Origin of the sequence: Microbacterium sp. NPDC097977 (genome assembly GCF_040302605.1) — a bacterium.
Classification (GTDB): Bacteria; Actinomycetota; Actinomycetes; order Actinomycetales; family Microbacteriaceae; genus Microbacterium.
This window is the reverse complement of sequence record NZ_JBEOUR010000064.1, coordinates 1-19,751: the sequence shown is the minus strand read 5'-3', so window position 1 is coordinate 19,751 and position 19,751 is coordinate 1. Positions and strand designations below refer to the sequence as shown.

Below are 19,751 nucleotides of genomic sequence, written 5' to 3'. Positions count from 1 at the left end.
CCGGCATCCCCCGATCGGTGGATGCCGGGCTCCGCCGCTCCACGGCTACCGCTCGGCGGCGCCGAAGGCCACGCTGGAGTCATGACAGACAGCGTGATCGAGGTCCGCGACCTCCGCAAGGAGTACGGCGGCCATGCCGCCGTCGACGGCATCAGCTTCGACATCCGCCGCGGTGAGACGTTCGCGCTGCTCGGCCCCAACGGCGCGGGCAAGTCGACGACCATCGAGATCCTCGAGGGATACCGGCACCGCACCTCCGGCGACGTGCGGGTGCTCGGCGTGGATCCGCAACGGGGAGGGCTGGACTGGAAGGCGCGCCTCGGCATCGTCCTGCAGTCCACCGGCGAGGCGGGGTCCTTCACCGTCCGTGAGCTGCTCACCGAGTTCGCGGGCTACTACCCCGCTCCGCGCGAGGTCGACGAGGTGATCGCGGCCGTCGGGCTCGAGCAGAAGCAGCGCACGCGCGCGAGCAGACTCTCGGGCGGGCAGCAGCGACGTCTCGACGTGGCGCTGGGGATCATCGGGCACCCCGAGCTGCTGTTCCTCGACGAGCCGACGACGGGATTCGACCCCGAGGCGCGACGGCAGTTCTGGGGGCTCATCCGAACGCTCAAGGCCGAGGGCACCAGCATCCTGCTCACCACCCACTATCTCGACGAGGCGGCGCAGCTCGGCGACCGCGCCGCCGTCATCGTGGGCGGTCGCATCGCCGCGATCGGAGCCATCGACGAGATCGGCGGCGAGAATGCCCGCACCCCGATGGTCCGCTGGATCGACTCGACCGGCACACGCCGCGAAGAGCGCACATCGTCCCCCGGGGCTCTGGTCGCCGAACTTCAGCGCACGCACGGCGAGCCGGACGCGCTCGAGATCGTCCGACCGACGCTCGAGGACATCTACCTCGATCTCATCCGCCGGCACGATGCCGCAGCCGCATCCCTTTCCGTCACATCCGCATCCGCCACCGCAGAGGAGCCCGCATGACCGCCGTGACCGCACCCACGGGATTCACCGCCGCCCGCACGGTGCGGCTCGGCGTCCGGCGCATCGGCTTCGAGCTGCGCCAGTACTTCCGCGCCGGCGACCAGGTGTTCTTCACCTTCCTCTTCCCCACCGTGATGTACCTGATCTTCGCCACCATCTTCACCGGTGATGTGGGCCAGGGCGCCGACAGCGTCAGCATGGCCACCTACTACCTGCCCGGGCTGGTCGCCGGCGGTATCTTCCTCTCCGGCGTGCAGGGACTGTCGATCGAGATCGCGGTCGAGAAGAGCGATGGCACGCTCAAGCGCCTCGGCAGCACACCGATCTCCCCCGCCACGTACTTCATCGGCAAGATCGGCGAGGTCTTCGTGACCGCGATCCTGCAGATCGCGCTGCTCCTGACCGTCGCGGTGGTGCTCTACGGGGTGCAGCTGCCCGCCGATGCCGAGTCGTGGGGGCGCTTCGCATGGGTCTTCGTGCTCGGCCTGCTCGCGTGCGCGCTTCTCGGGATCGCCCTCTCGTCCGTCCCCCGATCCGGCAAGACGGCATCGGCCGTCGTCATCCCGGTCGTGCTGCTCCTGCAGTTCATCTCGGGCGTGTACATCGCCTTCACCACGCTGCCGGAGTGGCTGCAGAACGTGGCGTCGGTGTTCCCGCTCAAATGGATCGCGCAGGGCATGCGCGCGGCGATCCTGCCGGAGTCCTTCGGAGCGGCGGAGCCGAACGGGAGCTGGGAGCTCGGGCTCGTGGCGATCGCGCTCGCGCTGTGGCTCGTCGTCGGGGTGGTCCTGAGCCGCGCGACGTTCCGCTGGATCCGACGAAACGGATGACGCACGCGACGGCGCCGGGGATCCGCGCGTTCGCAGGGGTGGGAGAGTGGAGGACATGAGCCTCACCATCCGCCGCGAGCGCCTCGGATGGGATCTCGCGGCCACTGCGCTGCTCATCGCGGTCGTCGCGCTCATCTTCGCCGACGGCGAGAGCTTCGCGGGATCCCGCTGGATGCTGATCGGCGTCGCCCTCGCGGTCTACCTGCTCTACGCGCTCGGCGCTCGACCCTACGTCGGCATCCACGAGGGGGTCGACGATCCCTCCCCTCTGGCCTCCGCGCTCTTGCAGATCGCGCTGGTCGCCGTGCTGGCCGCGGGTACCGCGATCGAGCCGAGCATGCTCCTGCTGCAGACGCTCGTGCTGCCGCTCATCTGGATGACGTCGCGCTCGACCACGCAGGCCGTGCTCGTCACCATCGGCAACGGCATCGTCCTCGCACTCGCCTATGCGTACGCCGGCGACTTCTCTGCGGATGCCGTGAGCGCCGGCGTCGTGACCACCGCGCTCTCCGCCGCGTTCAGCCTGGCGCTGGGCCTGTGGATCACCCGCATCGCGCAGTGGGGCGTGCAGCGGCAGACCCTGCTGACCGAGCTCACCGCCGCACAGGCGGGTCTCGAGACCGCCAGCCGGGAGGCCGGGGCGCTCGAGGAGCGTGCCCGCCTCGCCCGCGATGTGCACGACACGATCGCGCAGAGCCTGACGAGCATCGTGATGCTCGCGGAGCGCGCCCGTGTCGACGGCTCGCCCGCGGCGCTCGAGCTGATCGAGGGCGCGGCGCGCGAGGCGCTGCTGGAGGCGAGGACGCTCGTCGCGGTGGCCTCCCCCGCCCCGTCCGCCGATTCTCTGGGAGATGCGCTCCAGCGTCTGGGCGACCGCTTCACCCGCGAGACCGGGGTGCGGGTCGACGTCGCGGTATCGGATGCCGTGCTGGCGCGAGAGATCCAGGTCGTTCTGCTCCGTTGCGCCCAGGAGGGCCTCGCCAACGTGCGCAAGCACTCCGGGGCGGCTTCCGCGCGCGTGAGTCTGACCGTCGGAGACGACGCCGAGCTCACCGTCGGCGACGACGGCCGCGGTCTGGGCGGGGTGACCATCGACGACGACCGAGGATTCGGGCTCGCCGGTATGCGCGACCGGGTCGCCCTCGTCGGCGGCACGCTCACCGTGCAGGACGCCCGCGACGACAGCGGGGGTGCCACGGGCACCCGCCTCGCCGTCCGCATCCCCCTGCATCCGAACGAGGAGACCGCATGATCCGTGTCATCGTCGCCGACGACCATCCCATCGTGCGCTCCGGGATCGTCGGACTCATCGACCTCGATCCCTCCCTCGAGGTGGTCGGACAGGCGGCGAGCGGCACGGAGGCCGTGGAGCTCTCCGCGCGACTGCATCCCGACGTCGTGCTCATGGATCTGCGCATGCCGGGCGGATCCGGCATCGAGGCCACCGCGCGCCTCGCGGCCGAGCAGCCGACCGTGCGCGTGCTCGTGCTGACCACCTACGAGAGCGACGACGACATCATCGGCGCGATCGAGGCGGGCGCCGGCGGCTACCTGCTCAAGGCCGCACCGCACGAGGAGATCCTCGCCGGCATCCGCGCGGTCGCCGAGGGGCACACCGTCCTCGCACCCCGCATCGCCACGACTCTCGTGTCGCGCATGCGCAGAGATCGTCCGAGCAGGCCGCCGTTGAGCCCCCGTGAGCGCGAGGTGCTGCGCCTCGTCGCGGCCGGCCGGAGCAACCCCGAGATCGCCCGCGAACTGTTCATCGGCGAGGCGACCGTGAAGACGCATCTGCTCCACGTCTTCGAGAAGCTCGAGGTCTCGGATCGCACGCGCGCCGTGACCCTCGCCCTGGAACTCGGCCTGCTCTAGACGCCGCACACGCGAAAGGCCCCATCCCGGAGGATGGGGCCTTTCGATCCGACCGCAGTGCGGCCGTGGTGATCAGGCGCGACCGAACTGCGCGACTGCGGGGCAGTCGAACGGGTCAGCTCCGGCGGCGAGGCCGACGCGGTTCAGGTACTGGATGACGATCGCGTAGGACCGGCCGAGGCTCGTCTCCGTGTACGGCACGTCGTTCGCGACGCAGTAGTCACGCACGATCTCGCGAGCCTTCGACAGGTGCGGGCGCGGCATGTTGGGGAAGAGGTGGTGCTCGACCTGGTAGTTCAGGCCGCCCATGAGCCAGGTCGCCCACCATCCGCCGCGGATGTTGCGGGAGGTGCGCACCTGCTTCGAGAAGAAGTCGAGGCGGGCGCTCGGGTCGATGATCGGCATGCCCTTGTGGTTCGGCGCGAACGACGCACCCATGTACACGCCGAAGACGGCGAGCTGCACGCCCATGAAGGCGAACGCCATGCCGAGCGGGAGCATCAGGAACACGGGGACGAGCACGATCGCGAAGCGGAGCGCGATGAGGCCGAGCTCGATCCAGCGGCCCTTGGCCTTCTTGCTCGTGACCAGGTGCTTGACGCCCAGGTAGTGGAGGTTGAGCCCCTCGAGCGTGAGCAGCGGGAAGAACAGCCACCCCTGCTTGCGGGTGATCAGACGGACCAGACCACGGGACTTCGCGGCATCGGTCTCGAGGAACGAGACCGTGTCGACCTCGATGTCGGGGTCCTTGCCCACCTGGTTCGGGTTGCCGTGGTGCTTGGTGTGCTTCGAGTCCCACCAGGAGTAGCTGATGCCGACGACTCCGGCGGCGAGGATGCGGGCGAGACGGAAGTTCGCCGGGCCCGAGGAGAGGATCTGCCGGTGCGCCGCCTCGTGAGCGAGGAAGGCGACCTGCGTGAGGATGATGCCGAGCGCGCCGGCCATCAGGAGCTGGAGCCAGCTGTCACCGAGGAGGATGAAACCCGTCACCACGCCGCCGAGGGCGATGGCGAGGGCGGTCCCGACGAAGATGTAGAACCAGCCTGCGCGTCGCAGCAGTCCGGTTTCTTTGACGACCTGCGACACCTGCTTGTACGCCTGTGCCATCGGGGGGAACTCTGCGTTGCCGGAGTACGTCTGACGTACGGGTCCGAGCTGGCCTGCGGTCTTTTCGACCTGCGAAATGGAGATGTTGCTCTCCTGTCGATTGGAGCCCTTGGGCTGTGAAAGCCCAAGGCAGATCGCCCAACGCTTACCTCAGGCTAGCCCGCACCGCATGCGCCTTGGGGAATACGTCGGCATCCCCGGAATATTCACAGAACCCGGAGGGGAACCGGTCAGGTTCACCCGTTCCAGGCTCAGGCGCGGGCGCGGCGCGGCCGGCGCCGCAGGGCGCGGGGAAGCGACACGGTGAAGCTCCACGGGCGGACTTCGACGGGGATCTGCCCGTCGAGAGCGTCACGCGCATCGCCGAGCGACGCGAACGAGCCGAGGTCGATGCCGCGGTTGTCGCGAGCGAGGTACGCGGTGCCGTCGAACTCGACGAAGCCGGCGAACTCACCGGCGCGGGTCGCGACGTGCACGTCGGTGTCGGCCTGCTTCCAGGTCAAGGGATCGGAGGGCGGAAAGGTGGTCATGGTCATGCTGGTACTCATTGCTGTGCGGCGGGCGCGCGATGTCGCGACCCGCAAGATGTGAGATCGTGGGCGGATGCCGAGCGCATCGATGCGCGTGGTCCGTGATGGCCCTGATCAGTGGCTGCGCGGTGGCCGAGAGGGCGGCCAGAACACACGAAGCTCGTCAAGCATAGCAGAGTCGACATCCGGCCGCGACGGCGCAGTCCTCGGGAGCCGGGCGATGAGGATCGCGACCCCGTGCGAGCAGTGCGATCACCCGGTCGGCGGCGTGCCGCCGCCGCCTGGACCTCCGCCGCCACCGGGCCCGCCGTCGCCGCCGGATGTGGCGGAACCTGCGGTCGGAGTGGTCGTGGTGTCGACGCCGACCACGAGGGTCGTCGCGTAGCCGCGGGTCACATCCCCCGTGATGGTGGGCAGTTGGAGGGCGGCGGAGTCGTCGCCGAAGACGTTGTCTCCGGCGAGGCTCGTCTGCGACAGGTTCCGCGAGGAGCCGTCGTAGCGGGAATCCGCATACACGGCACTGCAGGCGTCTTCCGGCAGCGCCAGCTGCGACGTCGCGATCGCGGAGGTCGAGTCGCTGATCGAATCGACCTCCGGATAGACCTCGAAATGGATGTGCGGCCACCGGCCCGAGTAGCACCCGGGGAAGATCGACGTGAAGGAGACCTTCCCCTCGGCGTCCGCGACCTGCACACCGCGCAGGTAGGTGACGTCCTCCAGGCCGGAGGAGTACATCGAGTACTCCCCCTGGGCGGTGCAGTGCCAGGCGTAGACGGCCACGCCCGCGAACGGCACTCCCCCGTTCGCCAGGTCGAGCACCTGGAACTCGAAGGTGAGCGGGATGCCGTCGGCCGTGGCCGAGCCGTCGATCGAGGTCGTGATGTCCTGGCGCACGATGCCCGACTCCTCGAGCACGTCCGGGCCGTTGGACCCGTCACCCGGGTAGGGGCCGGCGGTCTCGTCGGGGATCTCTCCCGCCGCGGTCGCGGTGCCGGTCGGAGTGTCTCCGTCGGTGCTCGCCGTGGGGTCGCTGCTGCTGGCGCTCGATGTGCCGGTCGCGGCGGGGGCGCAGGCGGCCAGGACGAATGCTCCGATGCCGAGGCCGGCGAGACCGAGCACTCCGCGACGGGTCACGAGGGTGCGGATGTCGAAGGCGGCGCCCTGATCGACGACCTCCTCATCCGCCCGGTCGAGCAGGCGCCCTTCATAGGTGGGGCCCTCAGGGGTCTGGACGGGTTCGGGGATGCGGCTCATGATCGTGCTCCTCTCGAGAGGTTCGGGATGTCGATGTCGATGTCGATGTACCCAGGGTCACGGAGCAGGCGATCAGGAGACCATGCGTCTTCTATGTGAAAGCTATGGACTCTTGTCGACGGGTGGATGCAGCACGAGCACCGCGACGATCGCGACGAGCACCAGCGCGGTGATGGCCACCGGGATCGGCAGGATCGGATCGAGGAGCACGACCAGCGCCCCGAGCGGGACCACGGTGTTGACCAGGCGGTCGGCGTTGGCGCGGATGGCGACGATCCAGATGCCGATGAGGAACACGGCGATCGGGATCGTCACGGTGAAGGATGCCGCGATCTCCGACAGGTGACTCTCGCCGGTGAGGACGTCGAGCTCGACCTCGATCCCCGCGGAGAACGCCGCAGCGGCCCCGAACACGACATAGTGCGTGTATCCGTACCGGAGCGAGCTGGCGAAGCCGGTGATCGCGCGGTGATGCGGCGCCCAGAAGTAGATCCACCACAGCGACGCCGTGACCACCAGCGTCAGCGCGGAGATGGAGATGAGGGGCACGAGGGATTCCAACTCGTGGCTGGCGTCGATGATGGCGTTCGCCGAGGCCAGCAGGCTCTCGCCGAGCACGATCAGCGTGAACAGCCCGTAGCGCTCGGTGATGTGATGCGGATGCCACGGCGTCTGCCTGCGGTACTCGGCGAACACGGGCACGCTGACCTCGATCAGAGCGAACGTCACGAAGGCGATCGGTTGGAGCGTTCCCGACGGGATCAGGAGGAAGAGCACCCAGAGCACCTGCACCGCCGCGATGCCGGCCGCGTAGCGTCTCGTCGCTGCGCGGAGCTCACCCGCGCCGCGGGAGGCACGCAGCCACTGCGCGACCATCGCGATGCGCATCACGATGTAGCCGATCACAGGCATGGTGAAGTCGCCGCGCTCGAACGCAGCAGGGATCCCCGCCGCGAAGACGAGCACACCGCCCATCTGGACGATCGTCGTGAGCCGATAGAGCCAGTCGTCGGTGTCGAACGACGTCGCGAACCAGGTGAAGTTCATCCACGCCCACCACACCGCGAAGAAGACCATCGCGTACGAGGTGATGCCGTGCACGAAATCGCCGTGGCTGAGAGCGTGGTGCAGCTCGGCCGAGGCGATGCTGACGGCGACGACGAAGACGAGATCGAAGAACAGCTCGAGCGAGCTGGCGGTGCGATGCGGCTGCGCAGGGTCGCGGGGCAGCATGCGCTGCAGCCGGAATCGCGGCACGGAGGTGGTGGTCACGCGGTCAGAGTACCGGCGTCATGCGACCCCTCGGAATGACTATCGGAATCTTCGTTCGTCCACTCGCCGGAATTACCTTCCGTTGAACGGAAGGTTCCGCTACAGTGAACGATGTCTGCAGTTCCTGCTGCCAGAACCACCGTGTGGGACGGTGTGGGCAACCCGTGATGTGGGATCACGAGTGCAGCAGGACCCGAGGGGTCGGGTATGCGGACGATGCCATGGACGTGGGGTCCGTGGTCTGGGGAAAATCTGGGGATGACATGGCGCACTGGGGAATTCTGCGTACATTCGTGACGCGCGAGGCACGAGCATGACCTCCGTCGAGGATGCGCTGAGCATCACTCGCACGGGTTCGGTCTTCACACCGGTCGCGGCACCGCGGGCGACGAAGTCGATCATGCAGACCGTCGTCACGCCACGCGTGTCGGCCACGCTGGAGCGACGTCGACAGTGGGAGCGCCGGTACCGGCTGCGACTGCGCATCACGGATGCGAGCGTCATCCTGGTCGCCATGGGAGCCACCGCGGCCGTGCAGCTGCTGACCGGCGTCGTGGGGGAAGAGGCCCTGCGCAACGGTCTGCTGCTGTCGCTGGCGTGGTTCGTCACGCTGTCCGCACTGGGCACCAGAGCGGGCACGATCCTCGGATCGGGTGCGACCGAGTACCGTCGTGTCGCGCACGCCGCAGGCCTGGCCTTCGGCATCATCGCGATCCTCGGCGTCCTCCTGGAGTGGGAAGGACTGCAGCCGCTGTTCTTCGTCGCCCTCCCGGTGGGCACGCTGGGACTGCTGTTCGGACGGTGGAGCTGGCGTCGCTGGCTGCAGCACCGCCGTCTGCGCGGCGAGTACGCGTCGAGGACTCTGGTCGTCGGCGCGACGGACGATGTCGAGTACGTGATCAACTCTCTCCAGAAGGGTGGAGAGAACGGGTACAACGTCGTGGGGACGACGCTGTTCGATCGCGAAGCCGGCACGTTGACGCTCGGGGAGAGCACCTACCCGAGCGTGGGCAACCTGAACACCGTCGCTGGGGCGGCGGTGGAACTCGGGGCGGACACCATCATCGTGGCGAGCCGCCCCGAGGGGGACCCCGAATTCGTCAAGCACCTGAGCTGGCAGCTCGAGGGCACCGCTGCGGAGCTCGTGCTCTCCAGCCGCCTGACCGACGTCGCGGGACCGCGTGTCTCGCTGCGTCAGGTCGACGGACTGCCGCTCATCCAGGTGAAGATCCCGACGTACGAGGGTGGCGTGCACGTGCTCAAGCGTGCGCTCGACATCATCGTCGCCGCTGTCGCGCTGATCCCGATCGCGTTGATCACTCCGGTGCTCGCCGTGCTCGTGAAGCTCGACTCGCCGGGTCCCCTGTTCTTCTCGCAGGAGCGCGTGGGGCGCGACGGCCGGACGTTCAGGATCATGAAGTTCCGCTCGATGAAGACCGACGCCGAGCAGCAGCTCACTGCGCTGAAGGAGCAGAACCAGGGCGCCGGGCTGCTGTTCAAGATGAAGGACGACCCTCGCGTGACCCGCGTCGGCCGGATCCTGCGCAAGCTGTCGCTCGACGAGCTGCCGCAGTTCTGGAACGTCCTCATCGGAGACATGAGCGTCGTCGGCCCGCGGCCTCCGCTGCCTTCGGAGGTCACCTCGTACGACGGCACCGTCTTCCGCCGCCTGTACATCAAGCCGGGCATCACCGGACTGTGGCAGGTCTCCGGCCGCAGCGACCTGTCGTGGGATGAGAGCGTCCGTCTCGACCTGCGCTACGTCGAGAACTGGTCGGTCATGAACGACCTCCAGATCATGTGGCGCACGGCCAAGGTCATGGTGCAGCCCAGCGGGGCATACTAGTCACAGAATGCTGTGGGTCCGATCCGCCGGGGAGGCGGAGGAGACCGCGACGCAGCGAATGGATGCGCGAGCATCCGCAATGAGGGGAAAATCAACGTGCCATCAACCGTGCGGATCCTGGGCACCCACGGCGTGCCCGCCGCCTACGGCGGATTCGAGACCGCGGCCGAGAACGTCGGCCTCTACCTGCGCGATCAGGGCTGGAACGTCATCGTCTACTGTCAGATCCCCGGCGAGGGACCGACGACCGTCGACGACTGGAACGGCCTGCAGCGGGTGCTGATCCATGAGCCCCGGGAGGGCTGGAAGGGCACGTCCGCCTTCGACCTCACCTCGATCCGCCACGCGATGCGCGAGCACGTCGACGGCGACGTCTGGCTCACCTTCGGCTACAACACCGGCGTGTTCGACATCGTGCCGCGGCTCCGCCGCATCCCGAACGTCATCAACATGGACGGCATGGAGTGGACGCGAAAGCGCTGGGGGATCCTCAAGCAGGGCATCCTGCTCGCCAATGAGCGCCTCGCCGGCCTCGTCGGCGACGTGCTGATCGCCGACCATCCCGTCATCGCGACCTATCTGCGCCGTCACTTCGGCCGCCGCCGCGTGCAGACGATCACCTACGGCGCCCATGAGGTCGTCGATGCACCGACCGCCGCCGTCGAGGAACTGGGCCTGACCCCCGACCGGTACGGGATGGTCGTGTGCAGGCCGATCCCCGAGAACTCGGTGCTCGAGATCGTCCAGGCATGGTCCTCCGCACGACGCGGCATGCCGCTGGTGATCGTCGGGCCGTACGGCGATGACGACCCGTACCACGTGGCCGTGCGCGAAGCCGCCTCCGACGAGGTGCTGTTCCCCGGGGCGATCTTCGACGCCGAGCGCCTGCAGTCGCTGCGTTTCCACTCCGCCCTGTACCTGCACGGGCACACGGTCGGCGGCACGAATCCCTCGCTCGTCGAGGCGATGGCCGCCGGGAACGCCGTGGTCGCTCACGACAACCCGTACAACACCTGGGTCGCCGGCGAGGGCAACGCCTACTTCCGCGGAGCCGACGATCTCGCCGGCCTGCTCGACGAGCTGCTCTCCGACGAGGACAGACGACGTCGCATGGGAGCCGCGAGCCGCGCTCGGTTCCGCGCCGAATTCACCTGGGCCAAGATCGGCTCGGAGTACGAGCATTCACTCCGCACCGCGCTCGCGCGGCACGGACACGCACAGCAGCAGACAGGGGTACACGCATGATCGATGTCGCAGTGGTCGGACTCGGGAAGATGGGGTTGTCTCATCTGTCGATGATCAAGGCGCACCCCGACGTGAATCTGGTGGGGGTGTGCGACGCGACGGGATACCTGCTCGACATCCTGGCGAAGTACACCGGGGTGAAGACCTACAAGGATCTCGACAAGATGCTCGACGAGGCGCGCCCGCAGGCCGTCATCATCGCGACCCCGACGCACCTGCACGCCGGGATGATCCGCAACGCGCTGCAGCGCGGCATCCACGTGTTCTGCGAGAAGCCGCTCGTGATCGATCCCGCCGACAGCATCGAGCTCTCCGCCCTCGCCGAGCAGAAGGGCCTGGTCACCCAGGTCGGGTACCACAACCGCTTCGTCGGGGCGTTCATGGAGGTCAAGCGTCTGCTCGACCTCGACGCGATCGGAACCGTGAACACGGCACTCGCCGAGGCCTACGGCCCCGTCGTCCTCAAGCCGGCCGGGCGCACCTGGCGCAGCGAGCGGGCGACGGGCGGCGGCTGCCTCTACGACTATGCCGCGCACCCCCTCAACCTGCTCACCTGGTACCTCGGGACACCGCAGTCGGTCAGCGGAAGCCAGCTCACCAGCATCTTCTCGGCTCAGATCGACGACGCGGTCGCGAGCACACTGCACTACGCCGACGGCACCGCGCAGATCATCTCGAACTGGTCCGACGAGTCGCAGCGCAAGATGACGACCAAGATCACGCTGTGGGGCGCGAACGGGCGCATCTACGCCGACCGCCAGGAGATCCACGTCTACCTGCGCGACACCGCCACGATCCCCGAGGGATACCGGGCCGGCTGGAACGTCCGGTACACCACCGACCTCACCGAGGCCCCGTGGTTCTACCTGCGCGGCGAGGAGTACAGCGCGCAGCTGGACGCCTTCGTGCAGCGCGCTCAGGCCGGCTCGTCTGCCGGCACCAACGACTTCGCCTCCGCGGCGGTCACCGACCGGGTGATCTCCATGATCAGCGAGGACGCGGTGCGCGAGGACTCGCGGCTCACCGCCGAGGCAGCATCCGATCTCGCCGTCCAGGCGGCACCGAAGGGGCGCATCGCGGCAGCACTGACCGCCCTGCGCGGAGGGAAATGACCATGACGACATCCACCCGCACCATGGACCGACTGCTGTTCGGAGACAACCAGTTCTTCGGCGTGAACCACATGTCCGAAGAGAAGGCGCGCGCCCAGCAGATGCGCTTCCAGGACACCGACGCGATCATGAGCGTGCTCGACGCGGCGTACGACGAGGGCGTGCACACCTTCATGTGCACGACCCACGACCGGATCGCCGAGGTCACCGACCACGTCCGCACCCAGCCGGAGCGCTACGCGGACATGACGTTCTTCCCGTGCATGCCCTACGCGCACAAATACGCGAATGCGGTGACGGAGGACGGCTTCCTCGGCGCCATCCGCAAGTTCCTCCCCGAGGAGGGACTGCTCGACAGCATCGCCCGTGGCACCTCCTCGCTCGCCCGCAAGGACATCGAGGGCATCACGACGCTGCTGATCGACGCCGAGATGAAGATGTTCGAGGGCCTGTCGACACCCGTCATCTGGCTGCAGAACGTCGTCGTCGACCTGCTCTCCGGACTCGGCTTCACCGACGCCTTCCGGATCTTCGCCGACCATGTACGCAAGCGCTACAACGCGGAGCCCGGTTTCATCACGATGAATCTGCCCCGCCTGCTCGACGACCTCGACAAGGCCGGCGTCGAGAACCCGATCGTGTGCTCGAACATCAACAAGCTCGGGTTCCGCATGTCCGGCGGCGTCGACGCCTACCGTGACGCGATGGAGAAGCGCCCGTTCCGCGCGGTCGCGATGTCGGTGTACGCGAGCGGTGCGATCCCGCCGCGCGAGGCCATCGAATGGGTGACCTCGCTGCCGAACCTCGAATCGATCGTGTTCGGCGCCTCCAGCCGCGCGAACATCGCCTCCACGGTGAGCCTGGTCGAGGAGTTCTGGCCGCAGGCGGGCGCACGGGCGTGACGCGCGACAGGCGCACGGTACTCCTCGCCAACCCCGGCGCCGACCTCTACGGCTCGGACCGGATGGCGGTGGAGACCGTGCGCGGGCTCGTCCAGCACGGTCGACGCGTCGTGGTCACGGTGCCCGGCCCCGGTCCCCTCGTCGCCCTGCTGGAGGCGGCGGGCGCCGAGGTCGTCGAGTGTCCGACGCCGATCATCCGCAAAGGGCTGCTGAGTCCGCGGGGGCTCCTGACTCTCGTCGGCGAGACTGTGCGGTCGATCCTGCCGAGCCTTCGGGTGCTGCGGGAGTCCGATGCGGGGACGGTCATCGTCAACACGATCACCCCTCCCCTGTGGTTGGCGCTGAGCCGCCTCGGCGGTCGTTACACCATCTGCCATGTGCACGAGGGCGAGGCCTCGGTCACCGGGCCGCTGCGTCGGGCGCTGTACGTGCCGCTCGTCTTCGCCAACCGGGTCCTGATCAACAGCAGGTTCAGCCTCGACGTGCTCGAGGACGCCGCACCCTGGCTGGCTGCGCGCACGCACATCATCTACAACGCCGTCAGCGGCCCCGAGACGGTGGTCCCCGCTCGCGCTCACCTCGACGGACCGGTCCGGCTGCTCTACGTCGGTCGACTCTCGCATCGCAAGGGACCGCACGTCGCGGTCGAGGCCCTGAGTGAGCTCACCCGCCGGGGCATCGATGCCCATCTGTCGCTCCTCGGCGCGGTCTTCCCCGGCAACGAGGCATACGCCGACGAGCTGCAGGCGCTCATCGAACGCCACGGGCTGCGGGATCGGGTCGACAGCCTCGGGTTCAAGGCGTCGGTATGGGATGACATCGCGCAGAGCGACATCGTCCTCATCCCGTCCACGGTCGACGAGCCCTTCGGCAACACCGCGGTGGAGGCGGCCCTCGCCGGAAGACCGGCGATCGTCAGCGACGTCGGCGGCCTTCCCGAGGCGAGCGGCCGCTCCCGCAGCAGCATCCTCGTTCCGCCGAGCGATGCCGGAGCGCTCGCAGACGCCGTGGCCCGGATCTCCGACGGGTGGGACGAGTACCGCGAGAAGGCCGCATCGGATGCGGTCACGGTCGCCGAGGCGTTCTCCTCCGAGAGGTACTCGCGGGAGATCGCGGCCGCGGCCTCCCGCCGCCGCGAGGAGAGCGTCGCGATCTAGAGATTCCCGTAGCGCTCGCGAGAGCGACACGCTATGATCACCTCATTGGGGAGTGCGCCATAGGGGTATGGTGTCACGCGGTCTGGTCGGTCTCGGCCTGACGCAGCTCCCCGCTGGGGAAACTGGGGAATGACAATCGTGGGGATTGTTCGAGCATGCGCGCCCATCGTGGCGCTGGCACTGTGCGTGGGTCTCGTGGCCTGTTCGGCCGAGGCGGCGACGGATCCGTCCGAAGCGACGAAGCCGGCGGCGACGTCGTCGGCGTCGCCTGACGCCTCTCCGACCGCGGGCACCGCACCGACGCCGAACGCGGGATCGACCGATCCCGATCAGCCGGTCGTCAAGGTCGAGCGCGCAGGTCAGTCGGAGGCGCCGTCGGTGACGGCGGACCCCGCAGACACCGACGAGCCCGTCGAATACGGCGACGACGTGAGCGTCCGCATCGATGACGTCTCGTTCGCCGCCGAGACGTCGCAGGGGCCCGGCAGCTTTCCCGGCCGCGAATACGCGCGTCTGACGCTGTCGATCGAGAACGGCTCCTCCGACCCGATCGACCTGGGCACCTCGGTGCTCACCGTGCTCGACGCGAGCGGCGCCGCCGCGGTCCGCGTCTACGCCGCCGAGGCCGACACGGTCGACTTCGCCGGCGCCCTCGCCCCCGGCGACACCGCCACCGCGAGCTATGCGTTCGCCATACCCGCCGATGCCCGTGACGAGGTCACCGTCGTCGTCGACTTCGACGGCGAGCACACCTCCGCCGTCTTCCGCGGAGGGCTGGACTGACATGCGCACCGCCCGCACTCCCGACACCGCCCGTCCCGCACGACACTCGACACGAGGAACCTCCATGACACGCACCACCCGCGGGACGAACCGTCTGCGCCGTGTGCTCGCCACGATCGCCACGGCGGCGACCGCACTGGCCACCATCGCCTTCGTCGCTCTGCCCGCCGACTCGGCGAGCGCCGATACGCCCGGCCAGCCGGAGACGGTCACGGCCGACGTGCTGCCCACCTGGCAGATCAACGGAGTCGTGTGGAGCCAGGCCGTCGTCGGCAACACCGTCTACGTCACCGGCAGCTTCACGAAGGCCCGCCCGCCGGGGGTCCCGGTCGGCGGCACGGGTGAGATCGATGCGAACAACGTGTTCGCGTTCGACATCACCACGGGCAACCCGGTGCCGAACTTCAGCCACTCGTTCGACGGACAGGGTCTCGTGGTCCGCGCGACCCCCGACGGCAAGACCGTCTACTTCGGTGGAGACTTCACCACGGTCGACGGACAGGCTCGGGCCCACGTCGCCTCGTTCGACGTCGCCACCGGCGCGATGCTCGACTGGGCACCGCGCGCCGACGGACAGGTCCGCGGGTTCGCCTTCGCCGGCGACACGGTCTACGTGGGCGGGAACTTCCGCTCCAGCGGCGGCCAGCCGCGCAGCGAACTGGCGGCATGGAACTCGACGACGAAGTCGCTCACCGCCTGGGCGCCCTCCGCTGCCGGCGACGGCTTCGTGTGGGACATGCTCACGAGCCCCGATTCCTCCCGCGTGATCATCAGCGGATCCTTCACCACGCTCAACGACGCGAGCGCGTACGGCATGGCCTCGATCGATGCCGCGACCGGAGCGACACTCCCCTGGGCCGCCACCGACCGCATCAAGTCCGCCGGCCTGAACGGTGCGATCTCGAGCCTCACCACCGACGGCACCCAGGTGTACGGCACCGGCTACGCGTTCGGCGCCGGTGCGTCGTTCGAGGGCACGTTCGCCGCCGATCCGTACTCGGGTCAGATCACCTGGCTCAACGACTGCCTCGGCGACACCTACGCGAGCTTCCCGCAGGGCGGGGTGCTGTACTCGGTCTCGCACAAGCACGACTGCAGCGTCGTCGGTGGATTCGGCGACACGAACCCGCGGTCGCGCTGGCAGAAGGCGCTCGCGGAGAGCACGACGCCCACCGGCGTGATCACGCAGAAGGACGCGTACGGCTGGGACTTCACGGGCCTGCCCTACACCGAGCAGCTGAACTGGTACCCGGACCTCGAGTTCGGCACGTACACCAGTTCCCGTCAGGCCGCGTGGTCGGTCACCGGCAACGCGAACTACGTCGTCCTCGGAGGCGAGTTCCCGAAGGTGAACAATGTGGCCCAGCAGGGTCTGGTGCGCTTCGGCAAGGCGAACGTCTCCCCGCACGCGGTCGGGCCCGTCTACAACGCCGGACTCACCCCCTCGCCGTACTCGAACGAGTCGGGCGTCGTGCGCGTTCCCTTCAACAGCGCGTGGGATCGCGACAACGCGACGATCACGTACGACGTGTTCCGCAGCCCCTCGGTCAAGATCGCCACGGTCACCCGCACCGACGGTCGGTTCTGGAACCTCCCGAACATCAGCATCACCGACAGCGGACAGACGCCGGGCGCGCAGGTGCGTTACCAGGTCAGGGCGAAGGATGCCGACGGCAACGTGCAGTGGAGCGCCTGGTCGCCCTACGTGACCGTGTCCGGCATACCCACCTCGGCCTACCGCGCTGCGGTCCGCTCGAGCGGGGCCGACCACTACTGGCGCCTCGACGAGGCGACCGGGACTCGCCTCTCCGACGACGTCGGCGACGCACCGGGCACCGCCAGCGGGCTGACCCTCGGAACGGGCGGCGCCCTGCAGAACGAGAGCACCGCTGCGATCACCTCCGCGGGCGGGAGCTCCCCGAAGATGACCACGCAGGATGTCAGCGCCGCGCCCGCGGCGGTCACCGTCGAGGCCTGGGTCAAGACGACCAACACCCGCGGCGGACGCATCGTCGGATTCGGCGACTCCGCGACGGGCACCTCGACATCGGGGAACACCGACCGCGTGCTCTACCTCGACACGTCGGGGCGCGCGAACTTCGCGATCAACGACGGTTCGTACCGCACGGTCCTCAGCCGCTCCGCGGTCAACGACGGCAACTGGCACCACCTCGTCGGCACGGTCGACAGTCAGGGCATGCAGCTGTTCGTCGACGGCAAGCGGGTCGACCGCGACCAGGCGCGCACGTCGCCGAAGATCTACAACGGCTTCTGGCGCATCGGCGCCGACCAGACGAACGGCTTCGCCAACAAGCCGACCAACGCCGGTCTCGCAGGTTCGATCGACGACGTCGCGGTCTACCCGACCGCGCTGAGCCCGGCGGACATCCGGTCGCACTACCTCTCCAGCGGGCGTTCCGCGGCCTGGAGCGCGGCGCCGACCGATGCGTACGGCGCTGCGGTGTCGACCGACAAGCCCGACGTGTACTGGCGTCTCAACGAGACCGCGGCGGGCACGATCGCCGACTCCGCGGCGGGCGGCTCCACCGGCAATCTCGGCGGCACGGTGACCCGTGGCCAGACGTCGGCGATCGGCACCGGTACCGCGACGACCTTCAACGGATCGAACGCTCTCGTGGTCGCCCAGGAGAGCTGGAACGCTCCGACGACGTACAGTGCCGAGCTGTGGTTCAAGACGACGACGACCAGGGGCGGCACACTGATCGGCTTCGGCAACACGTCGAGCGGTCTGAGCACGCAGTACGATCGGCACGTCATCATGCAGAACGACGGCAAGATCCAGTTCGGCAGCGGCCAGCCGCAGACCACGCTGCTCACGCCGACGGCGTACAACGACGGCCAGTGGCACCACGTGGTCGCCACGCAGGGCGCTTCCGGCATGAAGCTGTGGCTCGACACGCAGCTCGTAGGCAGCAACTCGATGGCCGCGTCCGAGAACTACCGCGGCTACTGGCGGATCGGGGGCGACAAGACCTGGGGCAGCACGTCCAGCAACTACATCGCCGCGACGCTCGACGAGGTCGCCGTGTATCCCACGGCGCTCTCCGAGCAGAGCATCCGCGATCACTTCGCCGCAAGCGGTCGCACGGTCCCCGGTCGGGCACCCGTCGCGGCCTTCACCTCCGCGGCGAACAAGCTGAAGCTCGACGTCGACGCGAGCACCTCGACGGACGCCGACGGCGGCCCCCTCACCTATGCGTGGAACTTCGGCGACGGCGTGCTCGCGACGGGCGCCACGGCCTCGCACACCTACAGCACGGGCGGTACCTACACGGTCACTCTCAAGGTCACCGACAGCACGTCGCTGGTCAACGTGGTGTCGCGATCGGTGACGGTGGTGCCGAACCAGGCTCCGACAGCGGCCGTCAGCGCGACGGCGGCTCATCTGGACGTCGCCTTCGACGGCTCGGCCTCGGCCGACGCCGACGGGACGATCGCGAGCTACGCCTGGGACTTCGGCGACGGAGCCACGGGCACGGGGGCGACCGCATCGCACACGTATGCCACGGCGGGCGAGTTCACGGTGACCCTGACGGTGACCGACGACAACGGCACGACCGCGAGCACGACCCGCGCGGTCACGACCACGCTGGCTCCGAACCAGGACCCGACGGCGGCCTTCACGACCTCGACGGACCTTCTCGCGATCAGCACCGACGCCACCACCTCCACCGATCCCGACGGCACCATCCAGTCGTACGCGTGGACCTTCGGCGACGGCGCGACCGGCACGGGGGTCACGGCCGCTCACACGTACGCGGGGGCGGGCACGTACGCCGTGACGCTCACCGTGACGGACAACCGCGGCGGCACCTCCACGCTCACGCACGACGTCACCGTGGCTCCGAACCAGGCGCCGACCGCGGCCTTCACGACGGCGGCGACCAACCTCGCGCTGAGCGTGAACGCCGGCGGATCCGCCGACCCCGACGGGGCGATCGCCTCGTACGCCTGGGACTTCGGCGACGGCAGCACGGGTACGGGCGCCACGGCGACCCGCACCTACACGGCCGGTGGCACCTACACCGTCACGTTGACGGTCACGGACGACCGGGGCGCGACGGCCACCTCGACGAAGACGGTCACGGTCACCGCAGCTCCGCAGGTGTGGGCGCAGGACGCCTTCACCCGCACCGGGACCAACGGGTGGGGCACGGCGACGACCACGGGTGGCGCCTGGACGACGTTCCCGAACACCTCGACGGCACTGAGCAAGTTCGCGGTCAACGGCACCGGCGGGACCGTCTCGCTCTCGGCGGGGAACAACTACACCGCATCGTTGGCGGGCTCGACGGCGTCGACGAACACCGAGGAACGGTTCACGCTCGCGTTCTCCCAGCCCTCGACCGGCGGAGGATTCTACTTCTCGGCGATCGCACGTCAGATCGACAGCGCGAACGACTACCGAGCGAAGGTGCGTGTCGCCTCCAACGGCGTCGTGACGCTGTGGCTGACGAAGACCATCGGCGGCACCGAGACTATCCTCACGACGACCACGGTCAGCGGACTCTCCGTCACGGCCGCGGACCAGCTGAGCGTGAGGTTCCAGGCGACCGGGACCAACCCGACCACGCTGAAGGCGAAGATCTGGCGCACGTCCGCCACGGAACCCGCGGCATGGACGGCCACGACGACGGATGCCACCGCCGCCCTCCAGGCCCCCGGGCACGTGGGCGTGAACAGCTACCTGTCATCGAGCGCCACGGCGGTGCCCGTGGTGTACACGTACGACGACTTCTGGGCCGGCCCCGCGCAGTAGGCGCGGTCCGGGACGACGCGTGAGGGGCCGGGGTGCATATGCACCCCGGCCCCTCACGTCATCCCGTGCGGGCGCGG

General features: G+C 68.8%; 15 protein-coding genes. 11 read left to right on the top strand and 4 right to left on the bottom strand.

The features are described 5' to 3' along the window. The first annotated feature begins 81 nt into the window (after window positions 1-81). Genes ABTZ43_RS13555 through ABTZ43_RS13540 form a run of 4 tightly spaced genes read left to right on the top strand, consistent with a single transcriptional unit; the run spans window position 82 to window position 3,686 of the window. Complete coding sequence (locus ABTZ43_RS13555) at window positions 82-984, top strand: ABC transporter ATP-binding protein (RefSeq protein WP_350539211.1); 903 nt, start codon at window positions 82-84, stop codon at window positions 982-984. Beyond that, window positions 981-1,814, top strand: a complete 834-nt coding sequence (locus tag ABTZ43_RS13550; protein ID WP_350539209.1) for an ABC transporter permease — start codon at window positions 981-983, stop codon at window positions 1,812-1,814. Before ABTZ43_RS13555 ends, ABTZ43_RS13550 begins: the two co-directional genes overlap by 4 nt. A gap of 55 nt (window positions 1,815-1,869) precedes the next feature. Then, window positions 1,870-3,066 (top strand): sensor histidine kinase, encoded by a 1,197-nt coding sequence (locus ABTZ43_RS13545; protein WP_350539207.1) that lies wholly within the window; start codon window positions 1,870-1,872, stop codon window positions 3,064-3,066. After that, window positions 3,063-3,686 carry a response regulator gene (locus ABTZ43_RS13540; protein WP_350539205.1) on the top strand — a complete coding sequence of 208 codons (624 nt, stop codon included), beginning with the start codon at window positions 3,063-3,065 and terminating at the stop codon, window positions 3,684-3,686. The genes ABTZ43_RS13545 and ABTZ43_RS13540 overlap by 4 nt, the downstream gene beginning before the upstream one ends. A 72-nt stretch (window positions 3,687-3,758) precedes the next feature. Here the strand turns inward: ABTZ43_RS13540 and ABTZ43_RS13535 are convergent, their stop codons facing one another. From ABTZ43_RS13535 to ABTZ43_RS13520, 4 genes are all read right to left on the bottom strand, one after another. Continuing rightward, complete coding sequence (locus ABTZ43_RS13535; RefSeq protein ID WP_316502323.1) at window positions 3,759-4,877, bottom strand: fatty acid desaturase family protein; 1,119 nt, start codon at window positions 4,875-4,877, stop codon at window positions 3,759-3,761. Window positions 4,878-5,044: 167 nt separating this feature from the next. After that, on the bottom strand, window positions 5,045-5,329 hold the full coding sequence (locus tag ABTZ43_RS13530) for a hypothetical protein (RefSeq protein WP_350539203.1): 285 nt from the start codon (window positions 5,327-5,329) through the stop codon (window positions 5,045-5,047). A gap of 246 nt (window positions 5,330-5,575) precedes the next feature. After that, window positions 5,576-6,577, bottom strand: a complete 1,002-nt coding sequence (locus ABTZ43_RS13525) for an intradiol ring-cleavage dioxygenase (RefSeq protein ID WP_350539202.1) — start codon at window positions 6,575-6,577, stop codon at window positions 5,576-5,578. 102 nt (window positions 6,578-6,679) lie between these two features. Next, window positions 6,680-7,810, bottom strand: coding sequence for a low temperature requirement protein A (locus ABTZ43_RS13520; RefSeq protein ID WP_350539212.1), 1,131 nt, complete (start codon window positions 7,808-7,810; stop codon window positions 6,680-6,682). A 352-nt stretch (window positions 7,811-8,162) separates the two neighbouring features. On the opposite strand from ABTZ43_RS13520, the gene ABTZ43_RS13515 reads away from it, so the two are divergent. The 7 genes from ABTZ43_RS13515 (at window position 8,163) to ABTZ43_RS13485 (ending at window position 19,674) form a co-directional block, all read left to right on the top strand. Beyond that, window positions 8,163-9,695, top strand: coding sequence for a sugar transferase (locus tag ABTZ43_RS13515; RefSeq protein WP_056413212.1), 1,533 nt, complete (start codon window positions 8,163-8,165; stop codon window positions 9,693-9,695). A 96-nt stretch (window positions 9,696-9,791) separates the two neighbouring features. Then, entirely contained in the window at window positions 9,792-10,940 is a 1,149-nt protein-coding gene (locus ABTZ43_RS13510; protein ID WP_350539200.1) for a DUF1972 domain-containing protein, read from the top strand. Next, a complete protein-coding gene (locus tag ABTZ43_RS13505; RefSeq protein WP_350539199.1) occupies window positions 10,937-12,052 on the top strand; it encodes a Gfo/Idh/MocA family protein in 1,116 nt (371 codons plus the stop codon). The genes ABTZ43_RS13510 and ABTZ43_RS13505 overlap by 4 nt, the downstream gene beginning before the upstream one ends. A 2-nt stretch (window positions 12,053-12,054) precedes the next feature. Further along, entirely contained in the window at window positions 12,055-12,954 is a 900-nt protein-coding gene (locus tag ABTZ43_RS13500) for a hypothetical protein (RefSeq protein WP_253385422.1), read from the top strand. Continuing rightward, the gene (locus ABTZ43_RS13495) at window positions 12,951-14,111 is read left to right on the top strand and encodes a glycosyltransferase family 4 protein (protein WP_350539197.1); all 1,161 of its coding nucleotides are present in this window, start codon (window positions 12,951-12,953) and stop codon (window positions 14,109-14,111) included. Before ABTZ43_RS13500 ends, ABTZ43_RS13495 begins: the two co-directional genes overlap by 4 nt. Window positions 14,112-14,279: 168 nt before the next feature. Beyond that, entirely contained in the window at window positions 14,280-14,894 is a 615-nt protein-coding gene (locus ABTZ43_RS13490; protein ID WP_350539196.1) for a DUF4352 domain-containing protein, read from the top strand. Between the two features lie 64 nt (window positions 14,895-14,958). Continuing rightward, window positions 14,959-19,674: a PKD domain-containing protein gene (locus ABTZ43_RS13485; RefSeq protein WP_350539194.1), complete on the top strand. Its 4,716-nt coding sequence runs from the start codon at window positions 14,959-14,961 to the stop codon at window positions 19,672-19,674. The last annotated feature ends 77 nt before the right edge of the window (window positions 19,675-19,751 follow it).

Coding starts and splice junctions, on each gene's coding strand:
- ABTZ43_RS13555 (WP_350539211.1), top strand. CDS start 82: ATGACAGACAGCGTGATCGAGGTCCGCGACCTCCGCAAGGAGTACGGC.
- ABTZ43_RS13525 (WP_350539202.1), bottom strand. CDS start 6,577: ATGAGCCGCATCCCCGAACCCGTCCAGACCCCTGAGGGCCCCACCTAT.
- ABTZ43_RS13520 (WP_350539212.1), bottom strand. CDS start 7,810: ATGCTGCCCCGCGACCCTGCGCAGCCGCATCGCACCGCCAGCTCGCTC.
- ABTZ43_RS13515 (WP_056413212.1), top strand. CDS start 8,163: ATGACCTCCGTCGAGGATGCGCTGAGCATCACTCGCACGGGTTCGGTC.
- ABTZ43_RS13545 (WP_350539207.1), top strand. CDS start 1,870: ATGAGCCTCACCATCCGCCGCGAGCGCCTCGGATGGGATCTCGCGGCC.
- ABTZ43_RS13500 (WP_253385422.1), top strand. CDS start 12,055: ATGACGACATCCACCCGCACCATGGACCGACTGCTGTTCGGAGACAAC.
- ABTZ43_RS13540 (WP_350539205.1), top strand. CDS start 3,063: ATGATCCGTGTCATCGTCGCCGACGACCATCCCATCGTGCGCTCCGGG.
- ABTZ43_RS13550 (WP_350539209.1), top strand. CDS start 981: ATGACCGCCGTGACCGCACCCACGGGATTCACCGCCGCCCGCACGGTG.
- ABTZ43_RS13485 (WP_350539194.1), top strand. CDS start 14,959: ATGACACGCACCACCCGCGGGACGAACCGTCTGCGCCGTGTGCTCGCC.
- ABTZ43_RS13530 (WP_350539203.1), bottom strand. CDS start 5,329: ATGACCATGACCACCTTTCCGCCCTCCGATCCCTTGACCTGGAAGCAG.
- ABTZ43_RS13505 (WP_350539199.1), top strand. CDS start 10,937: ATGATCGATGTCGCAGTGGTCGGACTCGGGAAGATGGGGTTGTCTCAT.